Raw genomic sequence first — 14,877 nt, forward strand, 5'->3', positions numbered from 1 at the left:
GGCCTTTCGCCAAAACATGTGCGTAAACGCACATCCCGCATTTCGGCGGCCTCGCAAACTGGAACCGCAACCGTCGCATTCCGCGGCGGACCACCGTTTTCCACCAAGCAAGGATCTGCCATGAACACCCAGGCCGCAGCCGCCAACACCCCGCGTGCGCCGATCGCATCGCCGCTTTCCGCCCTCTCCCCCGCCGCGCTGGACGATTCCGGCAAGCTGCTGATTCGCGTGACGATCGGCTTCCTGGTGCTGCTGCACGGCATCTTCAAGCTGTCGGCCGGCGTGGGCTTCATCGGCGGCATGCTGGCCAAGGCCGGGCTGCCGGGTGGGCTGGCCTACCTGGTGTACGTGGGCGAAATCGTCGCGCCGCTGCTGATGATCGCGGGCGTCTTCACCCGCGCGGCCGCCGCCGTGGTGGTCATCAACATGCTGGTGGCCTTCGGCCTGGTGCACATGGCCGACCTGTTCTCGCTGACCAAGAAGGGCGGCTGGGCGCTGGAACTGCAGGGCCTGTACCTGTTCGGCGCGCTGACGGTGGTGCTGCTGGGTGCCGGCCGCTTCAGCGTGGGCGGCGTCAAGGGTCGCTGGAACTGAGCGTCTTCCGGCTCAGCCGGCGTCGCCCCTGACCTGCGAAACCATCAGTTCCAGGCGGGCGACGTCGGCCACCAGCAGGGCCTTGTCGTCCTTGCGCAGCACGCCGTTGCGCACCAGCACATTCAGCTCGCGGGTGACCTGCTCGCGGTTGGTGCTGATCTGGCTGGCCAGCGCCGCATGCTTGGGAGCCGGCTCCAGCCGGGCCTGGTTGCCGTCGATGCCGGCGGTGCGGGCCAGGCGCAGCAACTCGGCATGCAGCCGGTTCTGCACGCCGAGGGTGCTCAGGTCGATGACGCGCTCCGACAGCTGCCGCACCAGCGACACCAGCCGCAGCATCACGCGCTGGGCCACAAGCGGCTCGTCGTGCAGCAGGGTCATGAAGGCAGCGCGGTCGAGGCTGGCGACCACGCTGGGTTCGAGCGTGACCACGTCGGCGGAGCGCGGGCCACCGTCGATGGCGGCGATGTCGCCGAAGTGCTCGCCGGCTTCGGAATCGCGGAAAGTCACCTGCCGGCCGTTGGCCGAGTAGGTCGTCACCCGCACCCGGCCCGAGACCAGCAGGAACAGGTCGCCCTGCTGCTCGGCGCGCAGCAGCAGGGGCTTGCCGGCTTCCACGCTGTGCCACAGGCATTGCTGGGCCAGCAGGTCCAGGCGCTGGTCTGAAAGGCCTTCGAGCAGCGCGATCTGGCGCAGCGCGAGGCTGGAGCGGGGGGTGAGTTCAGGTTTGGCCATGCCAGGGCTAGGTAGGGGCGCGCGGATTATGCTCGGGTGCCGCTTCGAACCCGTTCATGGACAGACGTTCCCCTCACGCCCCCCCTTTTTCCCTGAGACCGCCGACACGGCGCAATCTCCGCTGGGCGAGCGGGCTGGTGCTGATGGCCTACATCACGGCGCATCTGCTGAACCATTCGCTGGGCATCTATTCCTTTGCCGCGGCCGAGACCGTGCTGCGCGGCGTGCAGAAGTTCTGGCACAGCCTGCCAGGCACCGTGCTGCTGTACGGCGCGGCCGCCACCCACCTGGCGCTGGCCGTGGTCGCCCTGTGGGAGCGCCGCACCCTGCGCATGCCGCCGCTCGAAGGCCTGCGCGTACTGCTGGGCTTTGCGCTGCCGCTGCTGCTGGCCACGCACCTCACTGCCATGCGCGGCGCCTACCTGGCCTATGGCATCGAGGGCTCGTATGTGCGCGTGGTCTGGGGGCTGTGGGACTGGCAGGGCGCGGCCGCACAGCTGCTGATGATGCTGGCGGCCTGGGTCCACGGCTGCCTGGGCCTGCATTTCGCACTGCGGGCGCAGCCGGCCTGGCGACGCTTTTCCTACCTGCTGCTGGCCATTGCGGTTGTGCTGCCGCTGACGGCGGCGATGGGCTTCGTCTCCATGGGGCGCGAGTTCCAGTGGAGCGGCGTGCCGCCCACCGTGCTTCCCACGCCCGAGCAAGGCAAGGCGCTGAATACGGCCGAAGGCAACATCAAGTGGTTCTACGGGCTGGCGCTGGTCGCGCTGCTGGGGGCGCGCTGGGGGCGCAACAGCTTCGCGCGCTGGTCGCGGCAACCATCGGTCACGCTGCGCTACCCCGGCCGCACGGTGCAGGTGCCGCGCGGCTGGAGCGTGCTGGAAGCGAGCCGCTCGCACGGCATCGCTCATGTGTCGATCTGCGGCGGACGGGCGCGCTGCTCGACCTGCCGCGTGCGCGTGGCCGGCCCGGTCGAGCACATCGGCGAACCCGGCCGCGACGAGCAGCGCACGCTCGAACGCGTGCGCGCGCCGGCCGACGTGCGCCTGGCCTGCCAGCTGCGCCCGCGCGGCGACGTCGAGGTCACGCCTCTGTTCGCGCCGCTGCCCAATGAAGGCCGGCCCGCGCCGGTCGGCAGCTTCGGGCGCGAGCGCGACGTGGCGATCCTGTTCGTCGACCTTCGGCGCTGGTCGGGCCTGTCGGAGCGGCAGTGGCCCTTCGACCTGGCCTATGTGCTCGACCGCTACTTCGCCACCGTCGGTGCGGCAGTGCGCGAAAGCGGCGGCGTGCCGAACCAGTTCATCGGCGACAGCGTGATGGCGATCTTCGGGCTCGAATGCGACCTGCCCACCGCTTGCAGGCAGGCACTGCACGCGACCGAGCTGATCGGCCAGCGCATGGATGCATGGAGCGAAGGCTTCGAGGCGCAGTTCGGCCAGCGGCTGGAGTTCGGCATGGGCCTGCATGCGGGCCGTGCGGCGGTGGGTGAAGTGGGCTACCTGGAGACGACCACCTTCACCGCTATAGGCGAAGTGGTCAACACCGCGAGCCGGCTGCAGGACCACTCGAAGACGGCCGCATCGCGCCTCGTCGTCTCGCTGTTCGCGGCCGAGCAGGCCGGTGTTGCGGAGGCCATGGGCGCGATCGAAACGCTCACCGTGCGGGGACGCTCCGAACCTCTTGCGGTGCTCTACGCACCGCACAGCGCTGCTCCTCTGTAATTGCCGAAAGCGGTGCGCAAACGCACAGCGCAAACCACGATGCGATTTCACACTGCATCCCGTGGCAACGACGAATGTCCGCCGCCCACACTGACAGTCAAAGGGACTCGCATCATGAACACCAAGCAACTCATCGCCATCTCCGCCGCCGCATTCGCCATGCTCGGCGCAGCAGGCGCGCACGCTGAAACCTACGAAGGCGTGCACGCCATCACCTCGTCCGCCAGCCGCATGGACGTGCAGGCCGAAGCCGTGGCTGCCGCGCGCGCCGGCAACTCCTACTCCGACAGCGCCGCTGAAGGCACTTTGGCCGTCAACTCCACGCTCGACCGCAATGCGGTGCGCGACCAGGCCGTGGCCACCGCTCACGACCCGCTGCAAAGCCTGGACCGCCGCGCGTTCTACCGCGACCAGGTGCCCTCGGCCTACAGCAAGCCGACGGTGTCGTTCACGCGCCAGGCCGGCCTGTAAGCGGCGACGCGGCCCTGCCGCAACTCAGGGCCGCACACCTTCCCACGCGTTCTGCAACAAGGCACGAATCGCATCGCGCTCCAGAGGGCGCGGATTGGGGTACTGGTTCTTCAGCGCATGCTCGCAGGCCAGGTCGAGATCGGATTCCTTCATGCCGATGTCGCGCAACGCAACCGGCGCACCGTTGTCGCGTGCAAGGTCGTACACGGCTTGCGCGGCAGTGCTTCCTCCAAGCGCCTGCGCGATACGCGCCATGGCCTGCGGCGCCGCTTCGGCGTTGTAGGCCAGCGCATGCGGCAGCACGATGGTGTGGGTCTCGGCATGCGGCAGATTGAAGCTGCCGCCCAGCGTGTGGCACAGCTTGTGGTGCAACGCCATGCCGACATTGCCGAGCACCGTGCCGCAGAGCCAGGCGCCATAGAGCGCGTCGCTGCGGGCACTCGCATCCTTGGGCGTGGCACGGATCGCCGGCAACGCGCGACCCAGTGCTGCAATGCCTTCCTGCGCCATCAGGTCCATGATCGGATTCGAATCGACCGCGTAGAGCCCTTCGGCCGCATGCGCGATGGCGTTGATGCCGCTGGTCACGCTCATGCCCACGGGCAGACCCAGCGAAAGCTCGGGGTCGTAGATGACGGTGCGCGGCAGCACCTTGAAATCCTTGCCCGTCTTCTTCATGCCGGCTTCGGTGATGCCGTAGATCGGCGTCATCTCGGAGCCCGCGTAGGTTGTAGGGATGGCGAGGATCGGCAGGCCCGAGTCGAGCGCGATGGCCTTGCCCAGCCCGGTGGTGGAACCGCCACCGATGGCCACGGCGCAATCCGCGCCCAGCCGGGCGGCCACTTCCCGCGCCTCACGCGCCGTTTCGATCGGCACGTGCATCACGGCACGGTCGAACACACCGGCCGCGTGCGCGCCGAGCATGTCGGCCACGCGCTCGGCCTGCGGGCGCTGCTCGGGCGTGGACAGCACCAGGGCCCGGCGCGCGCCGAGCAGGTCGATCTCGCGCGCCAGGTGCTGCAGCGAGCCCGCGCCGAACACCACCCGCTGGGGCACGCTGGTGTAGACGAACGATGGTGTGGTCATGGCTTTTCCTGTCTGTCTCTCGAATGTTCATGAACGGCCGATGCCGGGCATCACGATACGCCGGCGGCCCGCCGGGCGAGTGTCCCGCCGGGCCGCCTACTCATTCAACGACAGGAACGGAAAGGAGTTTTCCGCTCAGCTTCGATTGCCGGCCGTCCTCTCGCCGGCGCCCGCCTGAACGATGAGCAGCAGAAAGCCGCCGGCCATGGCCACGTTCTTCAGGAAATTGTTGAGCTGCGCATTGAACTGCGCCGCGTCGGCGGCCCAGAACGCGTGCGCCGCGAAGGCCGTGGCCAGCGTGAACAAGGCCAGCGCGCCGGCAACCCATTGCACGCGCCAGCCGGCGATCAGCAGCAGCCCGCCGCCGATCTCGAGTGCGATGGTCAACGGCAGCACCACGTCGGCCAGCGGGATGCCGAGCTTGGCGAAGTAGCCGAGCGTTGCGCCATAGGTCATGAGCTTGCGCACGCCCGCGACCAGGAAGATCACCGCCATCAGCACGCGGGCGGCCAGGGTCCAGCCGCGAAAGGGTTCGTTTGTCGTCATGTCGTTTCCTTGAATTTCACGCGACCTTCTCGTCGCCCAGGCAGTTGGCGGCCGTCCAGCCGTAGAGCCATTCGAGCGCATCGTAGAAGCGCTCCTGCGGCCTGCCCGTCCACATGCTGTTGCGCACCAGCCGCTCGACGCCCTTGGCGTGGTAGATGCGGCCCATCTCGCGGGCCGAGAGCACGACACGCGCGGTGCGGGCAACGCGGGAGCGTTCGTACAAAGCCAGCGCGCGCGGCCAGTCGCCCTCTTCGCGGCGCAGCGCGAGGCCCAGCGTCACGGCGTCCTCGCAGGCCATGCACGCGCCCTGCGCCAGGTACTGCACCATCGGGTGCGCCGCATCGCCCAGCAGCGTGGCGCGGCCGAAGGTCCATTGCTCGATGGGGCTGCGGTCGGCTGTGGAATAGCGCTTCCACGCCTTCGGAATGCGCAGCAGCTGCTGCACCTGCTCGCAGGTCGGGCGGAAGTAGCGCTGCACCTCGGCTGGGTCACCGTCCATCGAACCCCATTCCTCAGGCTGGTCGCTATGGAAGGTGACGGCCATGTTGAACTTGTCGCCGCCCTTCAACGGGTAGTGCACCAGGTGGCAGTTGGGCCCGACCCAGATGCATGGCGCGGTGAAGCGCAGCGCCTCGGGGAAGTCGGCCGTGTCGATCACGGCACGAAACACCACATGGCCCGATACGCGGATGCTGTCGCCCACGTACTGTTGGCGCACCGCCGAGCGCACGCCGTCGCAGCCGATCACGGCCTGGCCTTCGTGACGGCCGCCCTGTGCATCGATCAGCGTCACGCCTGCATCGTCCTGCTCGATGTGCACGACCTTGGTCGAGGTGAGGAACTCGATGCCTTCTGTCGTGGCCTTCACGCCTTCGAGCAACGCACCATGGATGTCGGCGCGGTGGATCACCGCATAGGGGTTGCCGAAGCGCGCGCGAAAGCGATCGGACAACGAGATGCTCGCCACGCGCTTCGCGTCGATGGCGTCGAACATCACCATCTCTTCGGTGTAGACCGCCTTGGCGCGCAGATGCTCGCCCACGCCCAACGCGTCGCAAGCCGCGAAGGCGTTGGGGCTGAGCTGGATGCCGGCGCCGATCTCCCCGATCTGGCCGGCCTGCTCGATCACCTTCACGCGATAGCCCTCGCGCACCAGCGCCAGCGCAGCTGCGAGCCCGCCGATGCCGCCGCCGGCCACGAGCACGGGGCGGGTGTCTTTCACGGTGCGCATGTCACTTCAATCCGAACAGCTTGCGCGCGTTGTCGCGGCCGATCTTCTGGCGGTCGTTCTCGCTGATCTCGCACTTGTCGAACCAGCGGGCCGCGTCCTCATGCTTCTCGAACGGGTAGTCGACCGAATACATGATGCGGTCCGCCCCCACCTCGAGCATCGTCGACAGCAGCGTGGGCGTGCGGAAGTTGCCGCTGGTCGTGATGTGCACGTTGCTGCGCAGGTAGTCGCCGATTTCCTTGTCGCAGGGCATGCCGCGCCGGCCTTTGCGCAGGATGTGGTCGACGCGCCAGATGTTGAAGGGAATGCCCTCGCCGAAGTGGCCGAGGATCATCTGCAGGTCGGGGTGCCGGTCGAACAGGCCGCTCGACATGATGCGCAGCGCATGCAGGCCGGTCTCCACCGCGAAGGCCCAGGTGGGGCCGGTGAGCCAGTGCGCACCTTCGTAGATGGGCTCGCGGCTCAGCAACGGGTCGCGCGGGTGCATGTAGAAAGGCTTCTTCAATGCGGCGGCGACGGCCCAGAAATCGGTGAAGCGCGGGTCGTCGTAATAGACGACGGTGTTCTCGTCGCCCACCTGCGAGAAGCCGTTGACCAGGAAGCCGTGGAAGCCCAGCTGCGTCACGCAACGCTCCAGCTCGCGCGCGGCCGCCTCGGGGTCTTGCATGGGCAACGCCGCGAACCCACCAAAGCGCGTGGGATGGCGCTTCGTCTGCTCGGCCAGCACGTCGTTGGCGCGCTGCGCGACTTCGACGGCGCGCTTCGCATCGGGAATGGCCTGCACCGCCGGCGAGTTGAGCGAGAGGATCGACAGCTCGGTGCCCCACTCGTCCATCTGCTCGAGGCGCTGCTGCTCGAAGTCGAGCAGGTTGTTCTTCAGGCCCTGCCATACCTCGGGGCGGGCGTATACCTGCGAGTCGGCGATCGTCAGGTCGATCGCGAAATGCTCTTCGAGCGCAATCTTGTTCTTCATGGGGAAATCACTCCGGTTTGATGTTGAGCTTGTCCAGCACGTCCTGCCAGGTCTTGCGGTCGTCGGCGATGTAGCGCGCCAGCTGTTCGGGGGTGCCAGGGCGCGGGTAGGTGCCCAGCTCGCGCGACTTGGCCACCACGTCGGGCAACAGCAGCGCCTCGTTCATGTCCTTGTTGAGCTTCGCGAGCACCTGCGGGTCGACGCCCTTCTTCGCGATGACGGCGAACCAGCCATGCGCCACCGCACCGGGCACTGTCTTGCTCGCAAGCGGGAACTGCTCCAGCCCGGCCTCGACGCGGTCGCCCATGCTGGCCAGCACGCGCATGCGCCCTCCCTGCACGTTGCCGGCGACCACGTTGTAGGTCTCGACCATCATCTGGGTCTGCCCGCCCAGCGTGGCCTGCATGGCCTGTGCACCGCCCGGGTAGTGCACTTCGAGAAACTGCGCGCCCGACTGCAGCCCAAGCAATGCCGAAGCCAGGTGCGGCGCGGTGCCGCGGCCGTTGTCTGCCACCTCGATGCCCTGCGGCTTGGCGCGTGCGGCGGCGATGAAGTCAGCGAGCGTCTTGTAGGGCGAATTGGCCGGCACCGCGAGCATGAAGGGCGCGACGGCCGCGAGCGTGACCGGCACGTAGTCGCGGTTGAAGTCGTAGGTCACGCCCTTGATGGTGCTCGGCGCCACCGAGATGGCCGAGCCCTGCACGAAGCCGAAGGTGTAGCCATCGGCAGGCGCAGCCAGGATCGCGTTCATGCCGATCACGCCGCTGCCGCCGGGCTTGTTGTCGACGATCACGCCTTGTCCCCACTTCTCGCCGAGCTTGGCGCCCACATGGCGGATCAGCACGTCGGGCGCCGACCCCGCGGGGAACGGCACCACGAAGCGCACCGCCTGCTGGGGCCACTTGGCAGCCGTTCCCTGAGCGGTTGCCAGAGGCATCGTTCCCAGGAAAGACAGTGCAATGGCGCATGCGCCGATAGCTCGTCGTAAAGGCTTCAGGCTCATGATCGTCTCCGTATTTGCTTGATTATTCAAGTAATTGCGGCGGACTATATACTTGATTGTTCAAGCATGTCTAGATGAAAACCCTGCCCCAAGATCACGACCTCGAGAAGGCCATTCCCTTCCTGCTGGCACGCGCCGGTGCGCGCATGGGCAATGCCTTTGCGAAGGCATTGAAGCCCTACGGACTCAGCCTCAGCGAATGGCGCGTGTGTGCGTCGCTGCAGCACACGCCGCGGCAAACGCTGTCTGAACTGGCGATGCACGCGTCGACCGACCTGTCGGCGCTGTCGCGCATCGTCGACCGGCTGGCGGCGAATGAACTGGTGGCGCGCGAGAAGTGCGACACCGACAAGCGCGCGGTGCGCATCGCGCTCACGGAGCGCGGCCTCGCGCTGACCTGCGAGCTGATTCCGCTCGCGCAGCACTACGAGGCGGTGGCCACCTCGGACTTCAGCGCGGCGGAAGTGAAGACGCTGCGCGCGATGCTGCTGCGCCTGTACGCCAACGCGACGCCGCTGGCCTGAGCTAGGCCGGCGAGACCTGCACCGTCGAAGCCTGGCGGCTCTCGGTGATCGCGAAGCGCACCGGCAGAAAGCACTCGATCACCGCGCAGTTGGTGCGCGTGTGCTCCGTCACCTCGCTGCAGGTAAAGGCGCAGGCCTTCTTGCTCTGCCACGCCGCGAGCGCCAGCAGCAACGCCAGCTGATCCGCAAGGTGCGGGCCGACCGCGGCCTCGCTCTTCTGGAACGCGCGCAGCTCCTTCACCAGACCGTGCGCCACCTGCTCGGCGCTCAGCGACTTCTCGCCGAAGGCCGTGAAGACCTCGGTGACGTGCTCGTACGCCAGCGTGGCCATCAGCGCATTGCCGGGGCCTTCGTTCTGGCGCACCGTGCCGAAGCGCAGCTGCTCGCCAGACCAGCCCATCGCGCCGCCCAGCGTATCGAGCTCGCGCGTCGGCACGTGGCGCGGCAGGCCGGGCGCCAGGCATTCGGCGTAGTTCGACTGGTGCGCGCCGCGCGCCATCAGATCGAAGGGCTGCAGCGCGCCGGCCGCCGGCACGACGGTCGCCTCGACCTCGCCGCCACCGGCCGGATAGAAGCCGCAGCGGCGCAGCGTCAGTTGCAGGTCCGCACCCAGGCGGCGCACCAGCGGCGCGAAGGCACGCTCCAGGAAGTGGAACGGCGGCGCCATCGGGTTGTGCGTACCGCCGCTCAGGTGCACACGGCTGGTCGCGCCAGCAAGCAGCAGCGGTGGCAGCACGGTCTGCAGCACCAGCATGCAGCTGCCCGCGCTGGCAATGGCGAAGCGGTACTCGCCCGCGCGCACCGGGCCGGGCTGGAAGCGCAGCGACTGCGAACCCAGCTCCGCGCCTTCAACCTGCGCGCCACTGATTTCGGCAACCGCGTTCACGCACGCAAGGTGCTGGCGCATCAGCCCCGGCTTGGCGCGGCCCGCGCGGATCTTCTCGATGGTCAGCGGCTGGCCCGTGACCACCGACAGCGCGAGGCTGGTGCGCAGGATCTGGCCGCCGCCCTCGCCTTGCGAACCGTCGAGTTCAATCATGCGCGGCCTCCGTCTTTGCCTTCTCGAAGCGCAGCACCGTCTCGTGCAGGAATGCATCGAGGCCGGCCTCTTCGGCCTGCGGCAGCGGGGTCACCGGCTCCGCCGCATTGGCTACCAGCTCGGATTCGATGAACGCATGGATGCCGGGCCAGCGCGGGCTGGTCGCGGCTTCGCCCGCGCGCATCTTCACTTCGAGCAGCGCGTTGATCTCGTCGATCAGTGCGGCGTCGCGCACTGGGTCGAGCGTGCGCTGCGCCAGATCGGCGAAGCGCATCGGCGGCACGCCGGGCTGCGAGCGGATCCAGCGCGCGGCCAGCAGCGGGCGCAGCACGTAGAGGTATTTCTTGTAGCGCACCTCGTCGGCCTGCAGGTGCTCGCGGAAGTTCTTCTTTGCCATCGAGCTGTAGTGGTGCCAGCCGCGCGCGTTGGAAAACACCGCCTCCGACAGGGCGCGGAAACGCGGCATCGCCACCACGTCGTCGCGGTACACGATGGGCGAGCGCAGCCATTCGAGCAGCGTCGGGTTCGACTCGCGCATCAGGCCCAGCGCCTTTCGCAGATCCCAGCCGTTGATGTCGAGATCGCCGCTGATCGGCACCTCGATCACGTCGCGGCGCGGCGTCACCGTGAGGTACCACGGCAGGCGGTTGACGTAGATGAAGCGCACGTCGTAGTCGCTGTCGGGCGAGGCAAAGCCCCAGCCGCGGCTGCCGGATTCGCAGGCGAAGAGCACAGTCACGTCGTGCTTCGCTTCGATGTCGCGCAGGGCCTCCATGATCTGCGCGCGCATGGCGGGCTCGATCGGGTGGGCGGAGCGCAGGAATTCGTTGTTTAGATACTCGGTCATGAACAAAAAGCAGTTGTCGCGCTCTAGAAGCTAGCGCGAACGACGGTCAAGAAAAGGGCCGGCAGTCAATCTGTGCTGCTTGCGATGAGAGCGGCCAGCGTTTGACGACGTGGATTCCATACGGTGAGACACCAGATACCCCACCACTCCTTCCCGTCTTCAAAATACTTGCTCCAATTGCTGCGCTCCGGCTCCATCAAAGGGTCGCCCACCCAATCTAGGACCTCGATATCGTGATTCGGCAACAACCCCACCGCCGCACAGAACTCAGCCAACAGATCTGGTGGACACCGCCTCGAGCTGGGTGGATTTTCAAAGGCTTGCGACAGTCGCTGAAAACCATTCGGCGGCTCCGATCTTCGAATCGGTGAGGTGCAACAGACAGGTTCGAGCACACGGGCGTCAACAACTCCAGCAGTTTCCCAAGGCACGGCAGACACGTTGATGACATCCTCGGGCCCTATCCAGCGCTGCCCGGCCTTCAGATGAGGGTGTATTGCCATTTGCCACTGCCAGCCTCGATCTGCCATTGCCTGCACTTCGCTAAACAAGGCCGCCAACAATGAACGGTGATGTACCTCGTCGACGGAGACCGCCGCAGTTAGACATTGCCGAACCGTGAAGTAGAACTCACAGCCTGCGGCCCTCATGCGAAGACGCAGGGAGTCCGTGACACTTTCCAACTCCAAGGACTGACGTAGAAGTTGAACGCTCATGGTCGTGGCCCGTCGGCGCCGCGGGCAAGAGTACCCGCTGCATCGAGTTCAAACACGTCAAGGTCGTTCGCCAGAAAAGCGTTGCCCCAGTAGTGCGCCTGCGTCTCTGCCATCAATGCGGCCATTCCCTCTTCGTTCTGATGGCGCGCGCTGAAGTGCGTGAGGATCAGGTTGGGCACTTCGGCCGCCTGCGCGAATTCGGCCAGCAGGCGTGCGGAGCTGTGCATCGGCCCGGGGCCGACCTTGTCGAGTGCCTCCTGCGTGAAGGTGGCCTCGTGCACCAGCAGTTGCGCGCCCTTGCAGGCGTCGTGCAGCAATGCGGGTTCGGCGTTATCGCCGCCCATCACCGCGGCAGCCGTTTCGACCTGGGTCTCGGTGTAGTCGGCACTGCGCAGCACGCCGCCGTTGAAAGGCACGTCCTCACCTTGCTGCAGCGCACGCCATGCAGGACCGGGTGGCAGGCCGATGGCGCGCAATGCGTCCGCTTTCAGCCGCACGCGCCGCGTCTCGACTTGCATGCGATAGGCGTGGCTGGGCACACGATGCAGCAGCGCATGGCTTTCGATGCGCAGGCCCGGCACCTCGTACACCAGTGACGGACCGCCGAGATCCACATGCTCGACTTCGTAGGGCAGATGCAGATCGGTCAACGCGCGCGTAGCCTCGAACCACTCCCACACCGGCAGCGGCGCAATCAGCTTCAACGGCTTCGTGCGCTTATTCATGCCCGCGCTCGCGAGCAGGCCCGGCAGGCCGTAGCAGTGGTCGCCGTGCACATGCGTGATGCAGACGGCGGCCAGGTCGTTCAGGGACAGCGGTGTCTGCAGCACGCGATGCTGTGTGCCTTCACCGCAGTCGACCAGGAACCAGTCCGGGCCGAGCACCGTCTGCACGGCAAGGCCGGAGACGTTGCGGTGGCGCGTGGGGGTACCGGAGGAGGTACCCAGAAAAGTCAGTTTCATCATCTCGTCTATCACTCCCTGCACATCAATGCGCTTCTTGCAGCATCCGCGGCGACGCGCTCCCAACAGAAGTATCGGCGACCTCCCTCCGGGCGAGCCGCCATGAACGCGTGGAGCCGTGCAAGATTTTCTTCACCGCCCCAGCGCCCCATTGCCTGGATCGCCACGACACGCAGGCTCCACCATTTGCTTTGCAATGCCGCTTCGATCTCGGCCCTGGCTTGAGCGCTCGGCTTTGCCGCACCCAATGCACGCAGGCGACATGTCTTCTCGAGCAGAAGGTTGGCGCCAGGTGCAACAGCTCGCAAACGCTCGCGCCGCGCGCGCCTGCATGCGAGACATCGCACGGCACGGCTATCGATATGACCGTGAATCGTCTCGTACCACCATTTCTGCTGCTTGGCCGTCCATACCTCGTCGGCACCGCAATCGCGGCAGATGAATGGACGCGCGACATAGAAGTCCGGCAGCACGCCGTAGGTGTTGTTGTGCCGCTGCAGAATGGCTCGATCCGCCGGCTCGCAACCGAGTGCATATGCGAAGTCGGGCTTCGGCAGCCGGACATCCGGCGAGCGCAGGCGTGCAGCCAGCGTGGCGGCACGCTCGCGGCGGTGCGCCTTGATCTCGACACGGCGTTGCTTGTTGCTCTTCATTTTTTAAACCTCCGTAATACGTTGCTACGAAGGCAGGTCCGGTTGTTCGAACCCTCTTCTATAGCTCTTGCACTGTCACGACACCTTCGCCCGCAGCGAATTGAACGATCCGGCCGAAAATCTGCCGCGAAAAGTCGCTGTCCGCATGCAAGCAGATGAAAAGGCCATCGGCTTCGATGTCCACCGAGGCCTCCGGCCATTTCGCCGACGCGGATGCCGCCGACGAATAGAAGCTGCCGCCGGCGTCCCCCATCTCCAGACGGCAGCCATGGGCGGCCTTCGTCAGGATTGCCTCGGCGGTGGGCCGCGTCGGCAATGCCATCCTGATGCGGTACTCGACACCCACCGCATCACCCCTTCACGCAAACGACCTGCTTGAGCGTGTAAACCACCTCCACCAGGTCTTTCTGCGCATCCATCACCGCGTCGATGTCCTTGTAGGCCATCGGAATCTCGTCGATCACGTCGGCGTCCTTGCGGCATTCGACACCTTCGGTTGCGGCGATCTGGTCGGCCACGGTGTAGAGCTTCTTCGCCTTGGTACGGCTCATCTTTCGACCGGCGCCGTGGCTGCAGCTCATGAAGCTCTCGGGGTTGCCCTTTCCGCGCACGATGAAGCTCTTGGCGCCCATGCTGCCGGGGATGATCCCCAGCTCGCCAATCTTTGCGCTCACCGCGCCCTTGCGGGTGATGAGCACGTCTTCACCGAAGTGCGTTTCGCGGCTCACGTAGTTGTGGTGGCAGTTCACCGCTTCCACGTGCGCCTCGAAGGGCTTGGTGATGACCTTGCGCACGGCCGCGACCACGCGCTGCATCATCACTTCGCGGTTCGCACGCGCGAACTTCTGGGCCCAGCCCACTGCACGCACGTAGTCGCCGAAATACTGGGCACCTTCCTCGAAGTACGCCAGGTCCTGATCGGGCAGGTTGCGCTGGTGCAGCTCGGCGTCTTTCTTCGCAAGCTCGATGAAGTGCGTACCGATGGCGTTACCCACGCCGCGCGAACCCGAGTGCAGCATGAACCACACGGAACCCGCTTCATCCAGGCACACCTCGATGAAGTGGTTGCCCGTACCCAGCGTTCCCAGGTGCTTGTGGTTGTTGGTGTTCTTCAGGCGCGGGTAGTCTTCGCAGATCGCGTCGAACTCGTCCTTCAGCGCACTCCAGGCCACGTCGGTTTCGTTCGGCGGGGTCTCCCACGAACCTTTATCGCGGCCCATGCGCTTGGGGTTCGAGCCGTGCGGCACGGCCTTCTCGATCGCGCCGCGCAGCGGTCCCAGGTTGTCGGGCAGGTCGTTGGCATGCAGCGTGGTCTTGCACGCCATCATTCCGCAACCGATGTCCACGCCCACCGCGGCCGGGATGATGGCCTTGAAGGTCGGGATCACCGAACCCACGGTCGCACCGATGCCGTAGTGCACGTCGGGCATGGCCGCGATGTGCTTGAACACGATAGGCAGGCGCGCGGCGTTCTCGAGCTGCTTCTGCGCTTCGGCTTCCACGGGCACGCCGCGGGTCCACATCTTCACGGGCACGCCGTTTTCGACTTCGTGGAGGTTGTAGTTCTGTTCCATTTCTTTTCTCTCTGTCTATCTATCTATTCTTTACGACCAACTGGTGGACACGGCGGGATTCGAACCCGCATCAATACGGCGACCATGGTTCTTGAGTCCGATGGCCCAGTCGACGATTGGAAACGCGCGCCAGTGACAGACCCGTCATCGGAGCCAGCACCTGCATCCTCAACCTTGCTCGTCAACCGACTTTCCCGCCGTACCT

Annotated in this window: 17 protein-coding genes; 4 read left to right on the forward strand and 13 right to left on the reverse strand. The window is 66.3% G+C overall.

The genetic code is table 11. The features are described from left to right. Nucleotides 1-120: 120 nt before the first annotated feature. Nucleotides 121-594: a DoxX family protein gene (locus tag ACTG4X_RS29490; RefSeq protein ID WP_440532606.1), complete on the forward strand. Its 474-nt coding sequence runs from the start codon at nucleotides 121-123 to the stop codon at nucleotides 592-594. A 12-nt stretch (nucleotides 595-606) separates the two neighbouring features. On the opposite strand, the gene ACTG4X_RS29495 is transcribed toward ACTG4X_RS29490, so the two are convergent. Then, on the reverse strand, nucleotides 607-1,326 hold the full coding sequence (locus tag ACTG4X_RS29495) for a Crp/Fnr family transcriptional regulator (RefSeq protein ID WP_440532607.1): 720 nt from the start codon (nucleotides 1,324-1,326) through the stop codon (nucleotides 607-609). A 56-nt stretch (nucleotides 1,327-1,382) separates the two neighbouring features. Between ACTG4X_RS29495 and ACTG4X_RS29500 the strand changes: the two genes are divergently transcribed. Together ACTG4X_RS29500 and ACTG4X_RS29505 are read left to right on the forward strand one after the other, a co-directional pair. Then, the gene (locus ACTG4X_RS29500; RefSeq protein WP_440532608.1) at nucleotides 1,383-3,047 is read left to right on the forward strand and encodes an adenylate/guanylate cyclase domain-containing protein; all 1,665 of its coding nucleotides are present in this window, start codon (nucleotides 1,383-1,385) and stop codon (nucleotides 3,045-3,047) included. 114 nt (nucleotides 3,048-3,161) lie between these two features. Then, complete coding sequence (locus ACTG4X_RS29505) at nucleotides 3,162-3,518, forward strand: alpha/beta hydrolase (protein WP_440532609.1); 357 nt, start codon at nucleotides 3,162-3,164, stop codon at nucleotides 3,516-3,518. Nucleotides 3,519-3,542: 24 nt separating this feature from the next. On the opposite strand, the gene ACTG4X_RS29510 is transcribed toward ACTG4X_RS29505, so the two are convergent. The 5 genes from ACTG4X_RS29510 to ACTG4X_RS29530 form a co-directional block, all read right to left on the reverse strand. Next, a complete protein-coding gene (locus ACTG4X_RS29510; protein ID WP_093057593.1) occupies nucleotides 3,543-4,604 on the reverse strand; it encodes a maleylacetate reductase in 1,062 nt (353 codons plus the stop codon). A gap of 135 nt (nucleotides 4,605-4,739) precedes the next feature. After that, complete coding sequence (locus ACTG4X_RS29515) at nucleotides 4,740-5,150, reverse strand: DoxX family protein (protein ID WP_440532610.1); 411 nt, start codon at nucleotides 5,148-5,150, stop codon at nucleotides 4,740-4,742. A gap of 16 nt (nucleotides 5,151-5,166) precedes the next feature. Then, nucleotides 5,167-6,381, reverse strand: a complete 1,215-nt coding sequence (locus tag ACTG4X_RS29520) for a 3-hydroxybenzoate 6-monooxygenase (RefSeq protein WP_440532611.1) — start codon at nucleotides 6,379-6,381, stop codon at nucleotides 5,167-5,169. 1 nt (nucleotide 6,382) lies between these two features. Next, the gene (locus tag ACTG4X_RS29525) at nucleotides 6,383-7,354 is read right to left on the reverse strand and encodes an amidohydrolase family protein (protein WP_307617045.1); all 972 of its coding nucleotides are present in this window, start codon (nucleotides 7,352-7,354) and stop codon (nucleotides 6,383-6,385) included. 7 nt (nucleotides 7,355-7,361) lie between these two features. After that, nucleotides 7,362-8,291 (reverse strand): Bug family tripartite tricarboxylate transporter substrate binding protein, encoded by a 930-nt coding sequence (locus tag ACTG4X_RS29530; protein ID WP_177192846.1) that lies wholly within the window; start codon nucleotides 8,289-8,291, stop codon nucleotides 7,362-7,364. A gap of 140 nt (nucleotides 8,292-8,431) precedes the next feature. Between ACTG4X_RS29530 and ACTG4X_RS29535 the strand changes: the two genes are divergently transcribed. After that, nucleotides 8,432-8,881: a MarR family winged helix-turn-helix transcriptional regulator gene (locus ACTG4X_RS29535; protein ID WP_093079603.1), complete on the forward strand. Its 450-nt coding sequence runs from the start codon at nucleotides 8,432-8,434 to the stop codon at nucleotides 8,879-8,881. Between the two features lies 1 nt (nucleotide 8,882). On the opposite strand, the gene rtcA is transcribed toward ACTG4X_RS29535, so the two are convergent. From rtcA to ACTG4X_RS29570, 7 genes are all read right to left on the reverse strand, one after another. Further along, entirely contained in the window at nucleotides 8,883-9,920 is a 1,038-nt protein-coding gene (gene rtcA / locus ACTG4X_RS29540; RefSeq protein WP_440532612.1) for an RNA 3'-terminal phosphate cyclase, read from the reverse strand. Beyond that, the gene (locus ACTG4X_RS29545) at nucleotides 9,913-10,767 is read right to left on the reverse strand and encodes a nucleotidyltransferase domain-containing protein (RefSeq protein WP_440532613.1); all 855 of its coding nucleotides are present in this window, start codon (nucleotides 10,765-10,767) and stop codon (nucleotides 9,913-9,915) included. The genes rtcA and ACTG4X_RS29545 overlap by 8 nt, the downstream gene beginning before the upstream one ends. Nucleotides 10,768-10,832: 65 nt before the next feature. Next, nucleotides 10,833-11,483, reverse strand: coding sequence for a hypothetical protein (locus ACTG4X_RS29550; protein WP_440532614.1), 651 nt, complete (start codon nucleotides 11,481-11,483; stop codon nucleotides 10,833-10,835). Continuing rightward, nucleotides 11,480-12,448 carry a ribonuclease Z gene (locus tag ACTG4X_RS29555; RefSeq protein WP_440532615.1) on the reverse strand — a complete coding sequence of 323 codons (969 nt, stop codon included), beginning with the start codon at nucleotides 12,446-12,448 and terminating at the stop codon, nucleotides 11,480-11,482. The genes ACTG4X_RS29550 and ACTG4X_RS29555 overlap by 4 nt, the downstream gene beginning before the upstream one ends. Nucleotides 12,449-12,456: 8 nt before the next feature. Continuing rightward, nucleotides 12,457-13,098: a zinc-ribbon domain containing protein gene (locus ACTG4X_RS29560; protein WP_440532616.1), complete on the reverse strand. Its 642-nt coding sequence runs from the start codon at nucleotides 13,096-13,098 to the stop codon at nucleotides 12,457-12,459. A 58-nt stretch (nucleotides 13,099-13,156) separates the two neighbouring features. Next, on the reverse strand, nucleotides 13,157-13,420 hold the full coding sequence (locus tag ACTG4X_RS29565) for a hypothetical protein (RefSeq protein WP_440532617.1): 264 nt from the start codon (nucleotides 13,418-13,420) through the stop codon (nucleotides 13,157-13,159). Between the two features lie 28 nt (nucleotides 13,421-13,448). After that, on the reverse strand, nucleotides 13,449-14,672 hold the full coding sequence (locus ACTG4X_RS29570) for an RtcB family protein (protein WP_440532618.1): 1,224 nt from the start codon (nucleotides 14,670-14,672) through the stop codon (nucleotides 13,449-13,451). Nucleotides 14,673-14,877 lie beyond the last annotated feature (205 nt).

This window comes from Variovorax sp. YR566 (assembly GCF_051992195.1).
GTDB lineage: Bacteria > Pseudomonadota > Gammaproteobacteria > Burkholderiales > Burkholderiaceae_C > Variovorax.

What these genes read in the sequence shown, in the direction of transcription:
- ACTG4X_RS29535 (WP_093079603.1), top strand. Translation starts at nt 8,432, where the DNA reads ATGAAAACCCTGCCCCAAGATCACGACCTCGAGAAGGCCATTCCCTTC.
- ACTG4X_RS29495 (WP_440532607.1), bottom strand. Translation starts at nt 1,326, where the DNA reads ATGGCCAAACCTGAACTCACCCCCCGCTCCAGCCTCGCGCTGCGCCAG.
- ACTG4X_RS29560 (WP_440532616.1), bottom strand. Translation starts at nt 13,098, where the DNA reads ATGAAGAGCAACAAGCAACGCCGTGTCGAGATCAAGGCGCACCGCCGC.
- ACTG4X_RS29505 (WP_440532609.1), top strand. Translation starts at nt 3,162, where the DNA reads ATGAACACCAAGCAACTCATCGCCATCTCCGCCGCCGCATTCGCCATG.
- ACTG4X_RS29550 (WP_440532614.1), bottom strand. Translation starts at nt 11,483, where the DNA reads ATGAGCGTTCAACTTCTACGTCAGTCCTTGGAGTTGGAAAGTGTCACG.
- ACTG4X_RS29545 (WP_440532613.1), bottom strand. Translation starts at nt 10,767, where the DNA reads ATGACCGAGTATCTAAACAACGAATTCCTGCGCTCCGCCCACCCGATC.
- ACTG4X_RS29515 (WP_440532610.1), bottom strand. Translation starts at nt 5,150, where the DNA reads ATGACGACAAACGAACCCTTTCGCGGCTGGACCCTGGCCGCCCGCGTG.
- ACTG4X_RS29510 (WP_093057593.1), bottom strand. Translation starts at nt 4,604, where the DNA reads ATGACCACACCATCGTTCGTCTACACCAGCGTGCCCCAGCGGGTGGTG.
- ACTG4X_RS29530 (WP_177192846.1), bottom strand. Translation starts at nt 8,291, where the DNA reads ATGCCTCTGGCAACCGCTCAGGGAACGGCTGCCAAGTGGCCCCAGCAG.
- ACTG4X_RS29500 (WP_440532608.1), top strand. Translation starts at nt 1,383, where the DNA reads ATGGACAGACGTTCCCCTCACGCCCCCCCTTTTTCCCTGAGACCGCCG.
- ACTG4X_RS29520 (WP_440532611.1), bottom strand. Translation starts at nt 6,381, where the DNA reads ATGCGCACCGTGAAAGACACCCGCCCCGTGCTCGTGGCCGGCGGCGGC.
- ACTG4X_RS29490 (WP_440532606.1), top strand. Translation starts at nt 121, where the DNA reads ATGAACACCCAGGCCGCAGCCGCCAACACCCCGCGTGCGCCGATCGCA.
- ACTG4X_RS29525 (WP_307617045.1), bottom strand. Translation starts at nt 7,354, where the DNA reads ATGAAGAACAAGATTGCGCTCGAAGAGCATTTCGCGATCGACCTGACG.
- ACTG4X_RS29570 (WP_440532618.1), bottom strand. Translation starts at nt 14,672, where the DNA reads ATGGAACAGAACTACAACCTCCACGAAGTCGAAAACGGCGTGCCCGTG.
- ACTG4X_RS29555 (WP_440532615.1), bottom strand. Translation starts at nt 12,448, where the DNA reads ATGATGAAACTGACTTTTCTGGGTACCTCCTCCGGTACCCCCACGCGC.
- ACTG4X_RS29565 (WP_440532617.1), bottom strand. Translation starts at nt 13,420, where the DNA reads ATGGCATTGCCGACGCGGCCCACCGCCGAGGCAATCCTGACGAAGGCC.
- rtcA (WP_440532612.1), bottom strand. Translation starts at nt 9,920, where the DNA reads ATGATTGAACTCGACGGTTCGCAAGGCGAGGGCGGCGGCCAGATCCTG.